Source organism: Ruegeria sp. K11, assembly GCF_056531905.1.
On sequence record NZ_JBQFMP010000002.1, the window covers coordinates 396,656 to 415,189 of the forward strand.

The following is an 18,534-nucleotide window of genomic DNA, read 5'->3' on the forward strand; positions in this document are numbered from 1 at the left end:
ATCCCAAATGGCGATCGACGCCCTATTGTTCGACAAGGACGGTACATTATTTGATTTCGCCGCGACCTGGGGGGATTTCGGGCGCATCGCGATGTTGCGCCTGTCCAACGGGGATGAAGCGCGCGCACAAGCCATGAGCGCGGCCATCGGCTTTGATTTGGCACGCGAGATTTATGCACCCGACAGCGTCGTCATCGCGGGCACCGTTGATGAGGTCGCCGACGCGCTCATGCCTCATATGGAAGGGCAATCACGCTTGCAGGTGATCGATACGCTCAACCGGTCTTCAGCCGAGGCGCAGCAGATTCCGTCTGTACCGTTGGCCCCTTTTCTGGACGGCTTGAAAGACCGGGGGTTGCGGTTGGGGGTGGCCACGAATGATGCGGAAGAACCGGCATTGCAGCATCTGGATTCGGTCGGTGTGCGGGATCGGTTTGATTTCATTGCCGGCTATGACAGCGGCCATGGATTCAAACCCGGACCGGGGCAGCTGCTGGCTTTCGCCAAACATGTCGACCTTGCCCCCGAGCGGATCGCAATGGTCGGAGACAGTCGTCACGATCTTGAGGCCGGTCGCGCGGCAGGGATGGTCACAATTGGTGTTCTGACTGGTCTCGCGCCTGCCGACATGCTGGCTCCGCTTGCTGATGTTGTGCTGCCGGATATTGGTCATATCCCTGCCTGGCTCTCGGAATCCTGATGATCTGACGCGGGAAATCGCCGCTCTGAGATTCAAAACCGACATCTTCTGTCGCAGACAGAGCGGCCAGAGCCAGACCTTCCGGGCTTGCATGGATACAGCAGGACCGGAGGGTATCATGGCCGACACAAAGAACCGCAGACGCCGAAGCGGCGGGCGCGCAGGCGCGGCGGAGCGTCGGGGAAGCGCTGTGATCGATCAGATGCCCTGGAACCCGCCGGTCAATATCGATGCGCCAACTGAACCTCTTGGACCCGAAGGCGTCGAGGCGATCCATTTAGGAGCCATGCGCATACTCGAAGAGATCGGGATTGAATTCTATAATGAAGAGGCCATTGCTATCTTGCGCGAGGCGGGGTGCACCATAGACGGAGATAACGTTCGAATGGGGCGTGACTTCGTGATGGAGATGGTAGAAAAAGCGCCGAGCTCGTTCAGGATAATGCCGCGAAATCCAGATCGTCAGATCGAAATTGGCGGCCGCAACCTTTTGTTTGGCAACGTTTCCTCTCCGCCGAACTATTGGGATATGGAAATCGGGAAGAAGGTGCCCGGGACACGGCAGATGTGTCAGAATTTGTTAAAGCTGACGCAGTATTTCAACTGTATTCATTTTGCGGGCGGCTATCCGGTGGAACCGGTCGATCTCCATGCAAGCGTGCGCCATCTGGACGTGCTCTATGACAAGCTGACCCTGACAGACAAGGTGATGCATGCATATTCGCTGGGCAAAGAGCGCGTCGAAGATGTGATGGAGATGGTGCGCATCGCAGGTGGTCTGACTCATGAAGAGTTCGAGGCCGCGCCGCGCATGTATACCAACATAAACTCGACCTCGCCTTTGAAACATGATCATCCGATGATCGATGGATGTCTGCGTCTGGCCCGGCGCGGGCAAGCGATCGTTGTCACTCCCTTTACACTGGCCGGGGCGATGGCGCCTGTAACGATGGCAGGTGCAGTGGCACAGTCCTTGGCCGAAGCGCTGTGCGCAATAGCTCTGTTTCAGTACGTTCGTCCGGGCATTCCCTGCGTAATCGGGACGTTCACATCGAATGTAGATATGAAATCGGGCGCGCCTGCGTTTGGAACGCCGGAATATATGCGGTCAACCCAGATGACCGGCCAAATGGCGCGGTTTTACGGCCTTCCCATGCGCTCGTCCGGTGTGTGCGCCGCGAATGTGCCGGACGGGCAGGCGATATGGGAGACTTCGAACTCGCTTTGGGCCGCGGTGCAGTCGGGCACGCATATGGTTTACCATGCGGCCGGTTGGCTGGAAGGCGGGCTGATTGCCAGCCCCGAGAAATTCATAATGGATTGCGAAATTCTGCAGCAAATACAGCGCTATATGCAACCCGAGCTGACTGCGACAGGACCGGATGAAATTGCTCTGGATGCGATACGTTCGGTTGGCAATGACGGGCATTTCTTTGGCATCCAACACACGCAGGACCGGTATACGACCGCGTTTTATCAACCTTTTCTCAGCGACTGGAAGAATTTTGAAGGATGGGAGGCGGCGGGCGGCATATGGACAACCGAGCGCGCGCATCAGATGTTCAAAGAGATCATCGGCAGTTTTGAGGCCCCACCGCTTGACGACGGCATTCGCGAAGAGCTTGCCGACTTTGTCGCGCGTCGCAAGGCCGAGGGCGGTGCGCCGACGGATTTCTGAGGATAGGCCTCAGCGTGAGATCACATCGCATTTTCAATATCTCACTTCGAGGGTTGGGAATTTATTAAGCTTTCTGGGGTCTGTTCATGAGGAATTGCAACCCCCGGGGGCGCCCCTATGCACGGTCTCATCAACAGGGCTATTCAATCCTTTGTGTGCGCAACATACGGTCAGCCCTGCTGGGTGCGGGCAACCGAATCCGCCGGGTTGGGATTGGTCGAATTCGAAGCGATGCTGGTCTACGATCCAAAGATTTCAACCCGGGTCCTTGATGAGTTATGCGTCGAATTGAACCGCCCCCGCGCAGAGTTTCTGGAAGATCTGGGCACCTATCTGGTGTCGCACCCCAATACAGAAGGATTGCGGCGCTTGCTCCGGTTCAGTGGGGAGACCTATGTAGAGTTTCTTCATTCACTTGATGATCTGGCAGATCGGGTCCGACTAGCGGTGTCCGATCTGGACCTTCCCGCGCTGGAGCTGCGTGAAGTTTCCCCCACCGAGTACGAATTACTGTGTTCTCCAGGTTTGCCGGGTTATGCCTGCGTGATGACGGGGGTACTGCGGGCGATGGCTGATGATTATGGCGCGCTTGTGATCCTGCCGGACGTGCAGCAGGTCGATGAAACGGACGTGATTTCGATCACATTGGTTGAAAGCGCCTTTGCCGAAGGCCGCCGCTTTGACCTGGGGGCCCGGTCGCCATGAAAGAAACAGACCAGTTGGCTACCCTGCTTCAGACTCTTTGCCCGATGTTCCTTCTTGTCGATCAGGATGCGCGGGTTTATCGGGTCGGACCTACTTTGCAGAAACTTCGCCCTGAACAACCGATGGAGGGGCAGTTTTTTTTTGATCTGTTCCAACTTGTTCGACCCAGGTCGGTGACGACACTATCAGCTTTGATCTCACAATCCGGCGCCAATCTGCGGGTGAAACTCCGTGGCCAGCCACAAACCACATTGAAAGGTCTGATTGTCCCGTTACCCGATGGTCAGGGGGCCGTGATCAACCTGTCCTTTGGCATCTCGATTCTGGACGCGGTGCAGGATTATGCGCTGACCAGCGCCGATTTCTCGGGCACGGATCTGGCGATCGAACTATTGTATCTGGTCGAGGCGAAATCCGCCGCGATGGAGGCATCCCGGTCGTTGAACCTGAGGTTGCAGGGCGCAAGGCTGGCTGCTGAAGAACAGGCCTATACGGACACGTTGACCGGTTTGAAAAACCGGCGGGCGATGGATCATATACTGGGGCACCTCATCTCGACAAAATCGACCTTTGCCTTGATGCATCTGGACCTCGATTTTTTCAAATCGGTGAATGACAGACTTGGCCACGCGGCCGGGGATTTCGTACTGCAACAGGCAGCCCGGATCATGCAGGACGAGATTCGTGGTGACGATACCGTCGCGCGTGTCGGAGGGGACGAGTTCATTCTGATCTTCAAAGGTCTGACAGACACGGATCAGCTGACCAGAATTGCCAGCCGTCTGATTGCGCGCCTGCAAGAACCGATGCAGTTTGAGGGGGATAACTGCAAAATCTCATCCAGTATCGGGACGGCCCTGTCTACTCAATTCACCGCGCCCGAGCCTGCGGCGATTGTGCACGCCGCTGATCTGGCGCTCTATGCCGCAAAGCGAAGCGGTCGTGCGTGCCACAGGTTCTATACAGATGGGGCGACGACAAAATCCCATGAATAACGTGAAGGATTGCGGCAAACGCACGCGAGCGTTGTGCCTAAATCACTAAGAACTCAGTTAGATTCGTCACGAGGCGCACCCGTCCAAAGTCGCTGCGATTTGCCGCTGAACCTGTACGAGGTCCCCGATAACGGGCATGACGTGGCCCTCAAAAGATGCCAGAGCCAGCTCTTGCGGGATATCCTCCAGCACATGACCTCCGGCGCAGGCAAAGAATGGAAGACAGATGGACATGGGACCTGCGTCCCGCGCGGCCTCGGAGATCGAAGGTGGTTGTTCCACGAACCCGACACGCAAGCTTTGGAATGGGATGAGCCGACCCAGTTCGCCGCCGAAGTCCCGGGCAATTTTCGCCGGGTTCTGGCTTCGGCCCGACCCATGGGCGGCGATCACCAGATCGGTTGTTTTGGCTGCCCATCCCAGCGCGGACATGCGGTGCGTCAGGGCATCAGCCACAAGAGACGGCAACGTCGGGTCGGTGCCCATCGGGTCAAGTACGTTGACAGGGCGCGCTCCGATCCGTTTGGGCAGCGCGCTGGTCACAAACCACCCACGGGCCATGAACAGCGGATAGACAAGGGTGCCGTCCGGCAGCGCATCCAGACAGGTTTCCAATGCCCGGGGTGCGGCCAATGTTGCTGACGTAACCGTTACCTGTTCGCACAGGGCATCAACTTTCCGGGCCAGCGTGGCCAGCGCGGCCTCGGCGGGTTCGGGATCGGATGGTTGGCCATGTGCGACGATAACAGCGTGGGGCATTGCGGGCTCCGTTGTTTGTTCTGTGATAAGTGTAGCATCGCAAAGCCGAGTCAATCTGCGACCGAAGATTCGATTATCCCAACAGTGTCAACCACATCCAGACCGTCAGAATGGACGCGCCGGTGCCGATCAACACGGAAGAGGCCGCAACGCGTTTGGCACGCCCGTAGATATTGGCGAAGATATACGCATTGAAACCGGGGGCCATTGCAGCTGTCAGCACGCCCGACCGGAACAGGTCCGGAGATAGCGCCAGCGTTGACCCAAACAGCCAGACAAGGGTTGGATGCAAAAACAGCGAAATGGCGCAGACAAAGAGGATGGCGCGCAGATCGCCCTCGGGCCGGTATTTGACCAAGACGCCGCCCAGCGCAAACAAGGCTCCGGGTAATGCGGCGCGGGTGATCAGGTTAAGTGCGTCATCTACCACGCTGGGCAGGGCAAGGCCCGACCAATTGACCAGGAACCCCAAACCGATTCCAAGTATCAGGGCATTTTTGAACATGGCGGCCAAAACTGAACGCACCATGCGCATGCCACCATTGCCGCGATTGCGAAAAATCTCCATCACCGTGATGCCGACGCCGTAACAAAACGGCGAGTGGAATGCGATGATGGCATAATTGCCGGTCAGATTTTCGGGCCCGTAGGCGCGTTCGGTGATGGGCAGACCCAGCAGAACGGAGTTCGAAAACAGGCAGCAAAACCCGATGGCGACGCTGTCTTCCCACTCGCGACCAAAGATGAAATGTGCACCCAGCATCCCGACGGTAAAGCACAGCCCGGCTGCGGTGTAGAAACTGCCCAGCAAGCGGGGGTCAAAACTGGCGCTGAGGTCCAGATTGGCAATGGCGAGAAACAGAAGGCAAGGAATGGCAAAGCCTTGGGTGAATTTCATCACGCCATCAATGTGTTCTTCTCGGAAATACCCGGCGCGCGTCGCGGTGTATCCGGCCCCGATCACCAGAAAAACCGGCAGGATGACGTCAATCAGGCTTTGAAACATGGCGCAGCCCTTTTGGCTTGAACAGCTATGCGCGCGATACCCAGAGGTCAGCCCCTGATCGTCTGTCGGATCACCATCCCGTCGAAGGCAGGTGTGACGTAATCCGCCGTTTCTGCCTCGACCGTGGCGTAATCCAGATCGATATGCATGTTGGTGAGAACGGCGCGTTTTGGGTTCAACTGGTCAATCCAGACCAACGTCTTTTCCAGATGACTATGGGTGGGATGCGGAGAGCGGCGCAGGGCGTCGATGATCAGACAGTCCAGCCCCTGCAGGGCGGGCCAGCTGTCGTCGTAGAGCTCGGCCACGTCAGGCAGGTACGCCAAGTCCCCCATTCTGAACCCCAGCGCGTCTATGGCGCCATGGTTGACCCGGAACGGGCGAAACGGAATCGTGCCACCCGGCCCATCGATCTCAAAGGGGCCGTCGATCGCGTTCATTTCCAGTATCGGCGGGTAGGGCGAGCCTTCGGGCTGTACAAACGCGTATCCGAACCGGCCCAGCAAGTCGTTCTGCGTGGGTCCGTCGGCCCAAATCTGGACCCGCGTGCGCATGTTAAAGACGATCATCCGCAGATCGTCGATGCCGTGCATATGGTCCGCGTGCGAATGGGTATAAACTACGCCGTCCAACCGTCCGGTGCCGGTGTCCAGCAACTGACTGCGCATATCCGGGGTTGTATCGATCAGGACCGAGGTGGTTCCATCCGGCCCATCCCGCTCGACCAGCATCGAACACCGCCTGCGCCGGTTGCGGGGATTGTCGGGATCACAATCGCCCCAATGTCCACCCAGGCGCGGAACGCCTCCGGACGAGCCGCAGCCGAGGATGGTGCAGCGCAATTCGGTCATGCAGCGGCCTTGTAGGTTGCGGCCTTCGAGAACAACCGGTCGAAATTGGTTTGAGTTCGGGCCGCAAATTCGGCGTAGTCCATGCCAAATATTTCCGCCCCCTTGCGTGCCGTATGGGCCGTATAAGCCGGTTCGTTGCGCTTGCCGCGAAAGGGCGGCGGGGCAAGATACGGGGCGTCGGTTTCGACCAGAATGCGGTCGACCGGGGCTGCGGCAAAGATATCGCGCAACTCCTGACTTTTGGGGAAGGCGGCGATGCCGGACATGGACAGGTAAAAGCCCAGCTCCAATGCGGCCTTTGCCAGTTCTGCCGAAGAGGAAAAGCAATGCATCACGCAGGAATAGGGCGCGTTGCGGTATTCGTCGCTCAGGATGCGGGCCATGTCATCGTCTGCGGCGCGAGCGTGGATGATCAGGGGCAGGCCAGTGCGTTGGGCGGCTTCGATATGGATGCGAAGAGAGCATTTCTGCACCTCCGCGCTTTTGGCGGTGTAATGATAGTCCAGCCCGGTCTCTCCAATGCCCACGAATTTAGGGTGTCGGGACAAGGCTACCAGTTCGTCCACCGTGGCCATCGGTTCGTCAGCGGCGCTCATCGGATGGGTTCCGGCGGCGTAGAAGACGGGCGCGTGGGCCTCGGCAATGGCGCGAACGTTTGGTTCATTGCGCAGGCGCGTGCAGATCGTGACCATGCGGGTTACACCAGCGTCTGCTGCGTTGGCGATGATCTGATCCAGTTGGCCTTCGAAATCCGGAAAATCCAGATGACAATGGCTGTCAGTGATTTGGGGGGTGTCGCTCATCTGCTCTGACCGGCGGTTTCCTGTATCTTGAACACCGTATCTAGGACCAGAGCGGCAGGGTCAAGGTTCACCGCCTGACCATGACGCGCGCGGGCTGTGATCAGGGCCGCAGCTTCGGCCCATTTGCGGGCCTGTTCGGGGGACTGAGACAAGCGAGACAGGATTTCGGCCTCATGTGGCGCGGCTTCGGGCGAGGGCGGGGCACCCGTCGCACCGGTCAAGGCGAGGCGTGACAGGGCCACATCAATCAGCGTGAGAAGCAGTTCAAACCGCTCAGCGGCGCCGCGCTGGGCGGCGGCTTCGGCGAGAGCCAGCGCGCGTTGGCGGTCCATGCGAGGCAATGTGCCGAGAACTGCGATGAATTCAGCGTAAATCTCCAACCCACCCAGGGTGATCAACCGCACGGCATCCCCCACCGAGCCCGCGGCAAGCGCAGCCAGATGGTCCGGAACGGCAGGCAATTCGGCTCCGGTCTGTGTCAGAGCCGATTGCATATCCTCGGGTCCCAACGGTGACAGACGCAAGGTCCGGCAGCGTGAGCGGATCGTTGGCAACAGACGGGATGGCTGGTGCGAGATCAGCAACAATGTGGTGCGCGCCGGGGGCTCTTCCAACATCTTCAAAAGGGCGTTGGCCGCGCTGACATTCATTTCGTCAGCCGCGTCCACGATGACGACCCTGCGCCCTCCATCCGCCGATGACAGGCCGAAGAATTTGCCCAGCTTGCGGATATCGTCCACCACGATGTCGTTGCGCAGCCGTCCCTGGTCATTCAAGGATCGGATGACGGTGGCCAATCCCGGTTCTGCCCCGGCCAATATGCGATGCGCAACCGGATGATCCGGATCAATGTCCAGCGTTTCAGGGGCCGGAGGAGCGTTGAACAGACCATCATCCTGCGCCGGCGGCGTCGCAAGCAGAAACCGCGCGATCCGCCAGGCCAGCGTGGCCTTACCGATGCCTCGCGGTCCGGTCAGCAACCAGCCATGGTGCAGCCGGTCCGAGTTATACGCGGTCAGAAACGCCTGTTCGGCCTCGGTCTGCCCGAACAAACGCAGCGTTTCGCGCGGGTGAGGGGCTCCGGGGGCCTGATCCGGGGTCGGGGTGTCGTCGCTCATGGTCGTCCGTTACAAGGATTGCAGGACGATATCTGTCACATCGCGGGCAACGCTGTCCATGTCACGATTGCCATTGATGACACGAAACCGGTCCGGAAATTCATCCGCCAACGCCAGAAATCCGGATCGCATCTTTTGTTGCAGGTCGAGGCCGAAGTCTTCGAACCGCTCTTCAGTTCCCTGCCGCCCCTTGGCGCGGGACAGGCCAAGCGCCGGATCCATGTCGATCAGTACGGTCAGATCGGGTTCCCGCCCGATCATGAGGGCGTGCAACTGGTCCACGATCCCGCGCAGATCGCCGCGTGACAGACCTTGATACATGCGGGTGCTGTCTGCAAACCGGTCGCAGATCACAATCTTGCCCGCAGCCAGAGCAGGCTCGATCGTGCGTTCCAGATGATCGCGCCGCGCGGCGGTGAACAGAAGTATCTCGGTCTCGGCGGACCAGCGGTCAGGATCGCCTTCAAGCACCAGACTGCGGATTTCCTCGGCCCCCGCCGAGCCGCCGGGTTCGCGCGTCAGAACGACGTCTCGCCCCAATCCGCGCAGATGCTCAGCCAGCAGACGCGCTTGGGAAGACTTTCCCGATCCGTCGATACCTTCAAAAGTCAGAAACAACCCGTCGCCCGTCACAATGCGTCCAGAGGGTTTCCGATCACGTCGGTCAGGACAATGCCGCCAACGGTCAGCATACGCACCACGAAGCCGCCCGCAGCAACGTCCTGCGACGCCACCAGAGGGCGACGGATTTCCGGCAGGCCTTCGGGTTTGATCACCAGCTCGGCCAATTGCTGGCCCTTGGTTATGGGCGCATTGATGGGCCCGTCATAGACAACCTCGGCTTTGATATCCTTGTCTCCCAACACCGGGAACAAAAGGGTCAGGTCATCTTCGGGCACCAGACCGACGGTTTTTTGTGCCCCCATCCAGACCTTGGCTTCGGCTATTGGCGTTTCCGCTTTGGCAACTGTCCTCTCGACAAAATTTCGAAACGACCAGTTAACGACGGCCTCAGCCTCCTCTGCCCGGCGGGACGTACTGTCGAGCCCTGAAAGGACAAAGATCACACGGCGGTCGCTTTGTTTCGCGGACCCGACAAGGCCGTACCCGGCCTCTTGTGTGTGGCCTGTTTTCAGTCCGTCCGCACCGATGCCCAATCGCAGTAGCGGGTTACGGTTGCGGGAATTTGAGGGAGCGCGCCCGTCAAACTCGAATTCTTCTTCTGCGAACAGAGGGTAATATTCAGGAAAGTCGGTGATCAACCTGTCGGCCAGAATTGCCAGATCGTGCACGGACATCATGTGCCCGGCGGCTGGCCATCCGTTGGAATTGGCGAAATTCGAGGCGTTCATCCCCAGCTGTTGCGCCCGCTGCGTCATGAACCGGGCGAACCCGGCTTCAGTTCCATCCGGGCTGAGCGCTTCGGCAATGACCACGCAGGCGTCATTGCCCGAAAGCACAATGATGCCGCGCAAAAGATCCTCGACAGTAACCCGGTCCTGAGTGTTCAGGAACATGGTCGAGCCGCCATAGCTCATGGCATGTTCCGACACCGGCAGGGTTTCGTTCAGGGTCAGGCGACCTTCGCGCAGCGCCTCAAACGCCACATACAATGTCATCAGCTTGGACATCGATGCTGGCGGAAGGGGTTGATCGGCGTCTTTCGACAGCAGAACGGTGCCGGTTTTCTGGTCTATGACATAAGCAGCCCTGGCCTGCGTATCAAATGCGTGGGCAGGGACGGCCATAAGGGCCATGCCAAGGGCGAAAGTGGTTGATCGCAGTGCGGACAGCATCATGGACCTCCTGTCTTTAATTCCTGGCGATAAAGGCGTCGGTGAACCCAAGGTCTTTTACATCAGACAACAAGGCGCGTCGATCCGAACGGGTGGCAACCGGGCCTACCAGAACACGCCAGACGGTTTTGTCTTCTGTCTTCAGCTCGCTCACCTCGGCGGACATCCCATTTCTGCGCACTTTCTGGGCTGCGCTGTTGGCGTTTTCTTCAACGCCAAACGTGCCGATCTGCACATAAGGTTTGGACAGGGCGGATTGCGGCGCAGTCGAGGCGGTCGCCGCGACCGTCGTTGCCGTTAAAGGCGCGGCCGGAGTTGGCTCGGCCGCGTCGATTGCTGCCGCTGCGCCGGCTATGGGGTCAAGCGTCGTCGTGGTGATCTCATCGGTTTTCTTGCTTTGCCACCATTTGCGCTTTTTCGGTTCGTCAGTCGGAGCCGTTACGACAGGGTCGGTCAAACCCGTTGTCTGGGGCTCTGGGACCGAGGGGTCCTCGGTCGTGACCGTAGCGGCGACTGCGCCTGCTGCCGTACCGGCGACCGCAGCGTCAACAGCCGCTGTGCTGGTTTCTTCAGCGGGTTTTCGCTGCCACCATTTGCGTTTTGGCGGTTCCTCGACTGCATCTGCCGTATCCGCTGCCGCAACATCCGGTTGGTCGGCGACGGGCGTCGCGACCTCGGCTGGGTCGTCTGCCGACGATGCGGCGGCCACGCCCACAGCTGCACCGGTGGCCACAGCCGCTGCGGCGACGTCAGCCCCAGTGTCCGCTGCAGGTTTTTTCTGCCACCATTTGCGTTTGGCAGGGGCTTCGGGCGAATTCGTATCCGGGGTTTCCGCCGATGCGGTTTCCACCTCACCCTCAGGTTCTGCGGGCGCAGGGTCCGGCACGACTGTTTCGCGTTTCAGCGCGACTACTTCGATACGGGTCGGCGCGCCAGCCAGCATTCCCAATTCTGCTGCCGCCGACGATGAAACCTGAAGTGCCGGTCCAGGCAGATTTCGGTCCCGCCGGAACAATGCACCCGTTATGGATTTGTCGTTGGCAGTATTCTTGATCAGCACACGCTGTGGTTGCTGAACGTCCGGATGAGCCACCCATGTGCCCCCCAATGAGGGCCGTCCATCCCAGAGACCCGCTTCGGTCACTTGAAACAGTTCGGGGGCCTCGACATCGCGCTGTTGGCCTGTCGCCGTTTCGGGGAACAGCTCGATCGTCTGACTCTGACTGTTTTCCGCCTTTTCCGCGGCTGCGTCTCTTTCCTCGGGTCCCTTAAGGTCGAACCCTTCTTCACAGCCTGCCAAAGCTGCCAAACTTACGGCTAAAAACGCCAGCCTCTGGGGCCCGGGGCGTTTGCCAGTCGCTCGTTTCATCGTTTTATCCCTTGCCTGACAGGGCCATTATGTGGCCACGCCTCAACCGCTATTGCTGGTTCTTGTGCCAGTCTAACGCGATCCTCTGCGCAGATCATAACGCGCCAGTGGTGTCATGGAAAGGCCGCTGCATGGGCTTCGGCAAGTTTTCCCGACATTGTGGCTTGCCTCTGGTTCCAACTCGCCTTAGACGAGGCGATACGCGGGGAGGTGGCAGAGTGGTCGAATGCGGCGGTCTTGAAAACCGTTGGGCGTGAGAGCGTCCCCAGGGTTCGAATCCCTGTCTCCCCGCCACTCATACCTGTCTCACTTCAGATATGTTTTCTGGCCCGGAATTGTGCCGCAATTCCCGCGCGTTGGCGCGTGCGCATTCAATCAGAGACGGAGCAGATCGTACACTCAGAGCGCAATTTCGGCCGCAGTCTCAGTGCCGCATTTTGGCGGGGTCGCTTTGGGCTGGATTTCCCTGATACCCGGCAATTTACAGGGAATTTTCGCGAAACAGGTCTGGAACTCGACTTTTCAGATGTCACAACTCTATTTTTTTCAATGGCTTATGTTGCAAATTCCCTAAAAAGTGGAGCAGGGAATTTTCTCGCAGAAACAGGGAATTGTGCCGACGGATCAGGGAGGGCGAGCCTTGTATCAGGGACGCAGGACTTGGAGATGTCAGAAGCCGAACAGGCGCTCCTGTTCGGACCAGTCTAGTGGGTGGGTCACGCTGACCAGACGCTTGAGTGTGAGTTCGGGCGGCTGTGTGCCGTCGAGAATCGCAGCCTGAATCTTCGGGGAGAGAAAGGCGAGCTGGGCGCGGGTACGGATGAAGGCGCCGGGGGCGCTTTCGCGGCGTGCAATCTCCATCAGTTGAACTCCGGCTCTTAGATCGCGCGCCCAGCCATGGGCGCGGATCAACATGGACCGGAGATGGGGGTCGGGTTGGGGTGCCATTTCTCCGGCGATGACCTTGGCCTCGACGCCGCGGCGGCGCAGATCGAAGGATGCCGTGATGTGCGTGAGATCCGGATGCAGATGATCGGCCGCGACGACAAGTGCGCTTGCCAGGGTTTTGGGGTTCAATTCGAGGTCGATCTGTCCTCGTGCAATTCTGCCGCTGGCCAGAATATCAGCGCTGACTTGCCCGCCTTGGCGTTGAAGCCGGATTACTAAATCCGCAACTGAAGCCTGAATTGCCTCCGCTGACCCGGCCTCCGGCTGCGCCAGAACTCGATGCGTGATTGCGGCGTCTTGCAGATGTTTGACGATGACATCAATGACCGCGTTTTCCAGCGCAGGGCCGGGCAGTCGCCAGCCGGAGATATCCGTGCCACCCGAGATCAGTCGATTGGAGACGTAATAGCGCAACCGTCGGCCTTTGCGGGTGGTGTGGGTTGGCGTCAACCGATCCCCGGTTTCGTCCTGCAGCAGACCGGTGAGCCAGGCGCCGGGGTCATTGGTATGTTGGCGCGCATCAGGTGAAGCGTCTGCACGAGATCGCTGCGACGCTTGGTGCATTTTTTCCTGCACCCGAGCCCAGATACCCTGGTCGATGATCGCCGGATGTTGTCCGTCCCAGACCTTATCCTTGTGGCGAATTTTTCCGAGATAAGCCGGGTTACGCAGCAGGTAATAGATCTGGCCGCGTAACAGCGGACAATCCCCCTTCATACTGCCATCCGCCCGAACAACCCGTTTTGACCGCAGCCCTTCTGCCGTTGCCCGTTCTTCTACTTTGCGCAGACAACCCAGCTCGTCATAGAGATCAAAGAGATGCCGGACCGTTCTGGCCTCCTCCTCATTCACCACCAGAGTTCTTGCCTTTGGATCAGGGTGTCGATCATAACCCAGAGGCAGATTGCCACCCATCCAGAGGCCCTTTTTATTCGACGCAGCAATCTTGTCGCGAATACGTTCCGCCGTGACTTCCCGTTCGAACTGGGCAAAGGACAACAACACGTTCAGGGTCAATCGGCCCATGGAGGAGGAGGTATTGAAGGCCTGTGTAACCGAGACAAAGGAACAGTTCGCCTCTTCCAACCGTTCGACCAGCTTCGAGAAGTCGGCAAGCGATCGGGTCAGCCGGTCGATCTTGTAGACCACAACCATGTCGATGCGCCCGGCATCGATCTCTTCAAGAAGGCGCTGCAGGGCGGGGCGTTCCAGCGTTCCACCAGACAGGCCGCCATCATCGTATCGCCCGGGCAGTAGAGTCCAGCCTTCGTGTCGCTGGCTCGCGACATAGGCCGCGCAGGCCTCATATTGCGCATCCAGAGAGTTGAAGTCCTGATCCAACCCATCTTCTGAGGACTTGCGCGTGTAGATGGCGCATCGGATTTTACGGCGCGGGCTCATTTGGCCGCCTTGCCGGTGAGCCCAAAGAAACGCGGCCCTGACCAATGCGCGCCGGTAATCTCTCGGGCGATGGCCGAGAGCGAGCGATAGGATCGCTGGTCCCAGACAAAGCCGTCCTCTGTAACGTCGACAACATGGGTCACGCCATTCCACTCGCGCAAAAGGCGCCCGCCGGGTTTAAGGACAGGGCAGGAAGGCCGCGGCTTAGTCTCTGAGCCCTTTCCCAGTGTGGCTTTGACCTGCCGGGGCAGCCCGCCATGACGGCGGGACTGCATCTCAAAGGCAATGAAACGGCGCAGGAAGGGTTGGCTGAGCATGGCGGGTGCGGGTTGATCAAACAGTTGCTGCCAAAGCGTGACCAGATCTGATCGACCAATGGCGGCAAGATCGGCGACGTCGCTTGTCTTCGTCATGACTCGCCGTCCTTATTTGCTGTGAGGTGATACGTGGAAGATCCATGTGGCTTGTCGGATTCGCTCCGTTCGATTGTGACGCCTTTTTTCCGCAGACCGCTGATAGCTGCTCGGACCGAATGAGGTTGCCACCCCGTTGCTTTGCAGAGCGCCTCAATGCTGGCGCCACTCGGGCGACGCAACAAGGCTTGCACCTTGTCAATTTTGGTTTGCTTTGGCTTGGACATGAACTGTCTCCTCTGATCTTGGGTCAGCGAGATGCCGAACCCCGGTACCGAGGAGCGCCCGAATGGCTCGGGCGTGGGATCAGTGATGCGTGGTTCACAGCAACAGTCCAGCTCTTTCTGGAGCAATCCCAAGAGGAGTGTGTATTGCAGGGCGTTGCTGCCGTACCCCCGATTATTCGTCAACAATCTTAATCGGTTACTTTTCTTTGGGGGTTGCAATTGCAAAAGCCCGTGCATAGATTCGAGCCAGCCCTGCAAGGGACAAGGTCCCACGGGGAGGTGAATACATCTCCCAGGCAGCATTCGGCGCCGCATTTTTTGAAGCGGATAAGACCGAGAGCATTCGAAGGGGCAACGAACCGGATCGATTGGTCCGGAGAGTTGCTAGTCATGCTCTCTCCGAATTCCCAACACGATCCTTTCTTGTCGACGCTAAAGAGCGTCAAACGAAAGGAGGCGGCTATGTCTGCCAAAAAAACACACAGCGACGCCAAGGCGTCCAACACGCCGATCTGGTTGGCGGAAAAAGTCGTCCAATCTCAGATCAGCCAGATCAAGCCCTACGCCAACAACAACCGCGTGCACGCGGCCAAGAATATAGACAAGCTCAAAGCGTCGGTGGCCAAGTTTGGCTTTGTCACCCCGATCCTGTTGGATGGTTCGGGCACGATCATTGCGGGTCATGGCCGCTATGAAGCCGCCAAGGCCCTGGGGTTGATGTCCGTGCCGACTGTTGTCGCGGATCACTTATCAGACGCGGAAGTGCGCGCTCTGCGCATTGCGGATAAAAAGCTGGCTGAATTGTCGGACTGGAATGAGGCGGCGCCCCAAATTGAGTTCGCCGAGCTGATGGATCTCAGCCTTGATGGCGAGCTGGACTTTGATCTGGACATCACCGGTTTTGAGACACCGGAGATTGACATCATCATCGACGGCGAGGATGAGGCCACGGAGACGGAAGCGGAAACTGTTGAGACTCCGGACCCTGCTGCACCTGTCATCACGCAGCCAGGCGAACTCTGGATTCTTGGAGATCACCGCATCTTCTGCGGGGATGCTTTGCAAACCCAGAGCTACGAGACGTTGCTGGAAGGCGAGCTTCCGCGGTTGGTCTTCACGACCCTCCTTATAATGTTCCGGTCGATGGGCATGTGCGCTGTGGTGCCAGTGGCGATCATCGCGAGTTTGCCATGGCATCCGGAGAAATGTCGGACGGCGAATTCCGTGGCTTTCTCTCAAATGTGATCAAACGGTTGTTTGACTGTCTCCCCGGGCGAAGGCATCGCGATGATCTGTATGGATTGGCGTCACATTGAAGAGCTGATCGCCGCAGGAAAGGCGGGCTGTTTCGATCTCATCAATCTGTGTGTCTGGAACAAGACCAATGGCGGGATGGGCAGCCTCTATCGCTCCAAACATGAACTGGTCTGCATCTTCAAGAAACCCGGTGCTGGGCATATCAACAATGTCGAACTGGGCAAACACGGGCGCAACCGGACCAATGTCTGGGATTATGCGGGCGTGAACAGCTTTGGGGCAGGGCCCGAGGCCGATCTTTCAGATCACCCGACGGTAAAGCCGACGGGTCTGGTGGTAGACGCCATCATGGATGTGAGCCATCGCAGCGACGTCGTGCTGGACGCCTTTGGCGGGTCCGGCGCGACCCTGCTGGCGGCAGAGAAAACCGGACGCCGGGCGCGCTTGATTGAACTCGATCCGGCTTATGTGGATGTCGCCATCCGCCGTTGGCAGGAGATGAGCGGTAATAGCGCCGTGCATTCGGTCACAGGCCAGACGTTCGACGCGCATTCTACAGCCAATCATACGACTTCAGAGCGGGAGGCGCCTCATGTCTGACGACACGAAAGAGTATGAGGTGGGCTACGGCAAGCCGCCCAAAGCGACCCAATTCAAGAAAGGCCGCTCTGGCAATCCGAAAGGGCGGCCGAAAGGTGCCAAAGGGGTGAATGCCAGCCTGAAACGGGAATTGGAAACCAAGATTACGGTTCGCGAAGGCAACCACAAAATCCGGATTTCCAAGGCGGAGGCAATTGCTAAGCGGCTCACGGCTGGCGCGTTGAAGGGCGACACGAAACTGTTGATGGCGCTGCTGAAGCTGGACACAAATCTATTCAACACAAGTGAATTGGACGCGCAAGAAAGCGCCCGTGCGGTTGAGCCGGACGCTGTCGACTACGACATCCTCCGGGATTTCTTTTCCAGTCACCCGGATGGTGACGGCGGTCCTGGAGATGGGGAGGTGGATGATGTCAGCTCCTGATCCCAAAATGGTCCGGCAGGTCGCTCGCGAGGTTTGCCGGGATAATTTCTTTCCCTTCGTGTGGCGCGTGTTTGACACGCTGCACCAGGGAACTGACCGCAGCTTTGATCCGGCCTGGCATGTGCGGGCCATGTGCCATGAGTTGGACAACGTTCGCGTCGGCGAGAACAAGCGATTGATCATCAACATTCCGCCCCGGTGCCTGAAGTCGGTCACCGTGGCCGTTGCCTATGTCGCTTATCTTCTCGGGCATAACCCCAGCGCCAAGATCATTGTTGCCAGCTACGGGCTGAATCTGGCGCGCAAGCATTCCGAAGATTGTCGTCGGATCATGTCTGCACGCTGGTACCGGGAAATGTTCCCTGAAACGGTCTTGGCTAAAAAGGGCAACACCTCAGAAGAAATCCGCAACACAAAGGGAGGCAGCCGTAAGGCTGTCTCCATCGGCAGTTCTGTGACTGGTCATGGTGCTGATTACATCATCATCGACGATCTGCTGAAAGCGAGTGATGCCGGCTCCGAAGCCGAGCTGGTCAAAGCACAGGAGTTCATTGAGGGGACCTTGCTGTCGCGCTTTGACAACCCGGCCGAGGGGCGCGTGGTTATGGTTGCACAATGGCTGCACGAGATGGATCCTCCGGGGTATCTGCTCGAACGCGGTGCCTATCGGCACCTAAACCTGCCTGCCATCGCCGAAGAACGTGAGGTGGTTTCACTTGGGCGTGGAAGGGTCATGCGCCGCAAACCGGGTGATCTCCTGTGCCCGTCCCGTTTGGATCAGGACATGCTTGATACCAAGCGTTGTGAAATGGGCGCAGCTGTGTTCAATTGCCAGTATCAGCAGAACCCCATTGCTCCCGACGGGTCACCCCCGCGTTGGGAGAGGTTTGGTACCTACAAGACTATCGAAGATCGCCGCTGGTATCAGCTTGTCGTTCAAAGCTGGGATACGGGGATGTCTGCGGATCCCCGGTCCGACTTCTCGGTCTGTACGACCTGGGGCTTCCGAGAAAATGCGTGGTGCCTTCTCGACGTCTGGCGTGGGCAGGTGGACTACCCAGACCTGAAAGCCAAAGCACTGCAGCTTGTCGGTCGCTGGGATCCGGATCGTGTTCTGATCGAAGATGCCGCTTCTGGCAAACCGCTTCTGGACGAGTTATTTCGTGATGACCGTCGGCGCTATGAACGCATCAGACCTGACAAGGACAAGGAAACCCGGTTCCAGTCCGCGTGCGGTCCGGTCGAAGAGGGCAAGGTGTATCTGCCTGCAAACGCGCCCTGGCTGGCGACGTTCAAACGCGAATTGCAGCCCTTTCCACGCGGTCGCAATGACGATCAGGTCGACAGCTTTGCCCACTTTCTGAACTGGTCCAAGGGATTGGGGTTCTATCGGGCGCTAGGCCATGATCATCAGATAAACATCGAACGTCGCGAGCGCCGTCACGAGCGGATCAGACGGCGGTAGAACATAAACCAAAGTTCGA

The 18,534-nt window shown here is 58.6% G+C and carries 19 protein-coding genes and 1 tRNA gene; 9 read left to right on the top strand and 11 right to left on the bottom strand.

From position 1 onward, the window contains the following. The first annotated feature begins 7 nt into the window (after positions 1-7). The 4 genes from ACR0K4_RS04765 to ACR0K4_RS04780 all read left to right on the top strand — a co-directional run bounded on the left by ACR0K4_RS04765 (position 8) and on the right by ACR0K4_RS04780 (position 4,078). On the top strand, positions 8-700 hold the full coding sequence (locus tag ACR0K4_RS04765) for an HAD family hydrolase (protein ID WP_480853050.1): 693 nt from the start codon (positions 8-10) through the stop codon (positions 698-700). A 118-nt stretch (positions 701-818) separates the two neighbouring features. Further along, on the top strand, positions 819-2,378 hold the full coding sequence (locus tag ACR0K4_RS04770) for a trimethylamine methyltransferase family protein (RefSeq protein ID WP_480853051.1): 1,560 nt from the start codon (positions 819-821) through the stop codon (positions 2,376-2,378). A 117-nt stretch (positions 2,379-2,495) separates the two neighbouring features. Next, a complete protein-coding gene (locus ACR0K4_RS04775; protein WP_480516867.1) occupies positions 2,496-3,083 on the top strand; it encodes a heme NO-binding domain-containing protein in 588 nt (195 codons plus the stop codon). Then, positions 3,080-4,078 (top strand): diguanylate cyclase domain-containing protein, encoded by a 999-nt coding sequence (locus tag ACR0K4_RS04780; protein ID WP_480853052.1) that lies wholly within the window; start codon positions 3,080-3,082, stop codon positions 4,076-4,078. Before ACR0K4_RS04775 ends, ACR0K4_RS04780 begins: the two co-directional genes overlap by 4 nt. A 66-nt stretch (positions 4,079-4,144) precedes the next feature. Here the strand turns inward: ACR0K4_RS04780 and ACR0K4_RS04785 are convergent, their stop codons facing one another. The 8 genes from ACR0K4_RS04785 to ACR0K4_RS04820 all read right to left on the bottom strand — a co-directional run bounded on the left by ACR0K4_RS04785 (position 4,145) and on the right by ACR0K4_RS04820 (position 11,780). Then, positions 4,145-4,837 carry a CbiX/SirB N-terminal domain-containing protein gene (locus tag ACR0K4_RS04785; RefSeq protein WP_480853053.1) on the bottom strand — a complete coding sequence of 231 codons (693 nt, stop codon included), beginning with the start codon at positions 4,835-4,837 and terminating at the stop codon, positions 4,145-4,147. A gap of 73 nt (positions 4,838-4,910) precedes the next feature. After that, positions 4,911-5,843, bottom strand: a complete 933-nt coding sequence (locus ACR0K4_RS04790) for an AEC family transporter (protein ID WP_480516861.1) — start codon at positions 5,841-5,843, stop codon at positions 4,911-4,913. Between the two features lie 47 nt (positions 5,844-5,890). After that, positions 5,891-6,694 carry an MBL fold metallo-hydrolase gene (locus ACR0K4_RS04795; protein ID WP_480853054.1) on the bottom strand — a complete coding sequence of 268 codons (804 nt, stop codon included), beginning with the start codon at positions 6,692-6,694 and terminating at the stop codon, positions 5,891-5,893. Further along, positions 6,691-7,497, bottom strand: a complete 807-nt coding sequence (locus tag ACR0K4_RS04800; RefSeq protein ID WP_480853055.1) for a TatD family hydrolase — start codon at positions 7,495-7,497, stop codon at positions 6,691-6,693. The genes ACR0K4_RS04795 and ACR0K4_RS04800 overlap by 4 nt, the downstream gene beginning before the upstream one ends. Continuing rightward, positions 7,494-8,615: a DNA polymerase III subunit delta' gene (locus ACR0K4_RS04805; protein ID WP_480853056.1), complete on the bottom strand. Its 1,122-nt coding sequence runs from the start codon at positions 8,613-8,615 to the stop codon at positions 7,494-7,496. The genes ACR0K4_RS04800 and ACR0K4_RS04805 overlap by 4 nt, the downstream gene beginning before the upstream one ends. Before the next feature lie 9 nt (positions 8,616-8,624). After that, a complete protein-coding gene (gene tmk, locus ACR0K4_RS04810) occupies positions 8,625-9,248 on the bottom strand; it encodes a dTMP kinase (RefSeq protein WP_480516853.1) in 624 nt (207 codons plus the stop codon). Further along, on the bottom strand, positions 9,245-10,411 hold the full coding sequence (locus ACR0K4_RS04815) for a D-alanyl-D-alanine carboxypeptidase family protein (RefSeq protein ID WP_480853057.1): 1,167 nt from the start codon (positions 10,409-10,411) through the stop codon (positions 9,245-9,247). Before ACR0K4_RS04815 ends, tmk begins: the two co-directional genes overlap by 4 nt. A gap of 16 nt (positions 10,412-10,427) precedes the next feature. Further along, complete coding sequence (locus ACR0K4_RS04820) at positions 10,428-11,780, bottom strand: SPOR domain-containing protein (RefSeq protein ID WP_480853058.1); 1,353 nt, start codon at positions 11,778-11,780, stop codon at positions 10,428-10,430. A gap of 204 nt (positions 11,781-11,984) precedes the next feature. Between ACR0K4_RS04820 and ACR0K4_RS04825 the strand changes: the two genes are divergently transcribed. Next, positions 11,985-12,074: transfer RNA gene (locus tag ACR0K4_RS04825), tRNA-Ser, on the top strand. A gap of 375 nt (positions 12,075-12,449) precedes the next feature. Here ACR0K4_RS04825 and ACR0K4_RS04830 read toward each other — a convergent pair. From ACR0K4_RS04830 to ACR0K4_RS04840, 3 genes are read right to left on the bottom strand one after another with little or no spacing between them, the layout of a single operon-like run. After that, positions 12,450-14,129, bottom strand: a complete 1,680-nt coding sequence (locus ACR0K4_RS04830; RefSeq protein WP_480853059.1) for a recombinase family protein — start codon at positions 14,127-14,129, stop codon at positions 12,450-12,452. After that, on the bottom strand, positions 14,126-14,542 hold the full coding sequence (locus tag ACR0K4_RS04835; RefSeq protein ID WP_480853060.1) for a DUF2924 domain-containing protein: 417 nt from the start codon (positions 14,540-14,542) through the stop codon (positions 14,126-14,128). The genes ACR0K4_RS04830 and ACR0K4_RS04835 overlap by 4 nt, the downstream gene beginning before the upstream one ends. Continuing rightward, entirely contained in the window at positions 14,539-14,769 is a 231-nt protein-coding gene (locus tag ACR0K4_RS04840; RefSeq protein WP_480853061.1) for a DUF3489 domain-containing protein, read from the bottom strand. The genes ACR0K4_RS04835 and ACR0K4_RS04840 overlap by 4 nt, the downstream gene beginning before the upstream one ends. Before the next feature lie 390 nt (positions 14,770-15,159). On the opposite strand from ACR0K4_RS04840, the gene ACR0K4_RS04845 reads away from it, so the two are divergent. Genes ACR0K4_RS04845 through terL form a run of 4 tightly spaced genes read left to right on the top strand, consistent with a single transcriptional unit; the run spans position 15,160 to position 18,515 of the window. Continuing rightward, entirely contained in the window at positions 15,160-16,014 is an 855-nt protein-coding gene (locus tag ACR0K4_RS04845; RefSeq protein ID WP_480853062.1) for a ParB/Srx family N-terminal domain-containing protein, read from the top strand. 12 nt (positions 16,015-16,026) lie between these two features. Then, positions 16,027-16,626, top strand: coding sequence for a DNA-methyltransferase (locus ACR0K4_RS04850; RefSeq protein WP_480853063.1), 600 nt, complete (start codon positions 16,027-16,029; stop codon positions 16,624-16,626). Then, on the top strand, positions 16,619-17,050 hold the full coding sequence (locus ACR0K4_RS04855; RefSeq protein WP_480853064.1) for a DUF5681 domain-containing protein: 432 nt from the start codon (positions 16,619-16,621) through the stop codon (positions 17,048-17,050). The genes ACR0K4_RS04850 and ACR0K4_RS04855 overlap by 8 nt, the downstream gene beginning before the upstream one ends. Beyond that, positions 17,037-18,515, top strand: coding sequence for a phage terminase large subunit (terL, locus tag ACR0K4_RS04860; protein WP_480853065.1), 1,479 nt, complete (start codon positions 17,037-17,039; stop codon positions 18,513-18,515). The genes ACR0K4_RS04855 and terL overlap by 14 nt, the downstream gene beginning before the upstream one ends. The last annotated feature ends 19 nt before the right edge of the window (positions 18,516-18,534 follow it).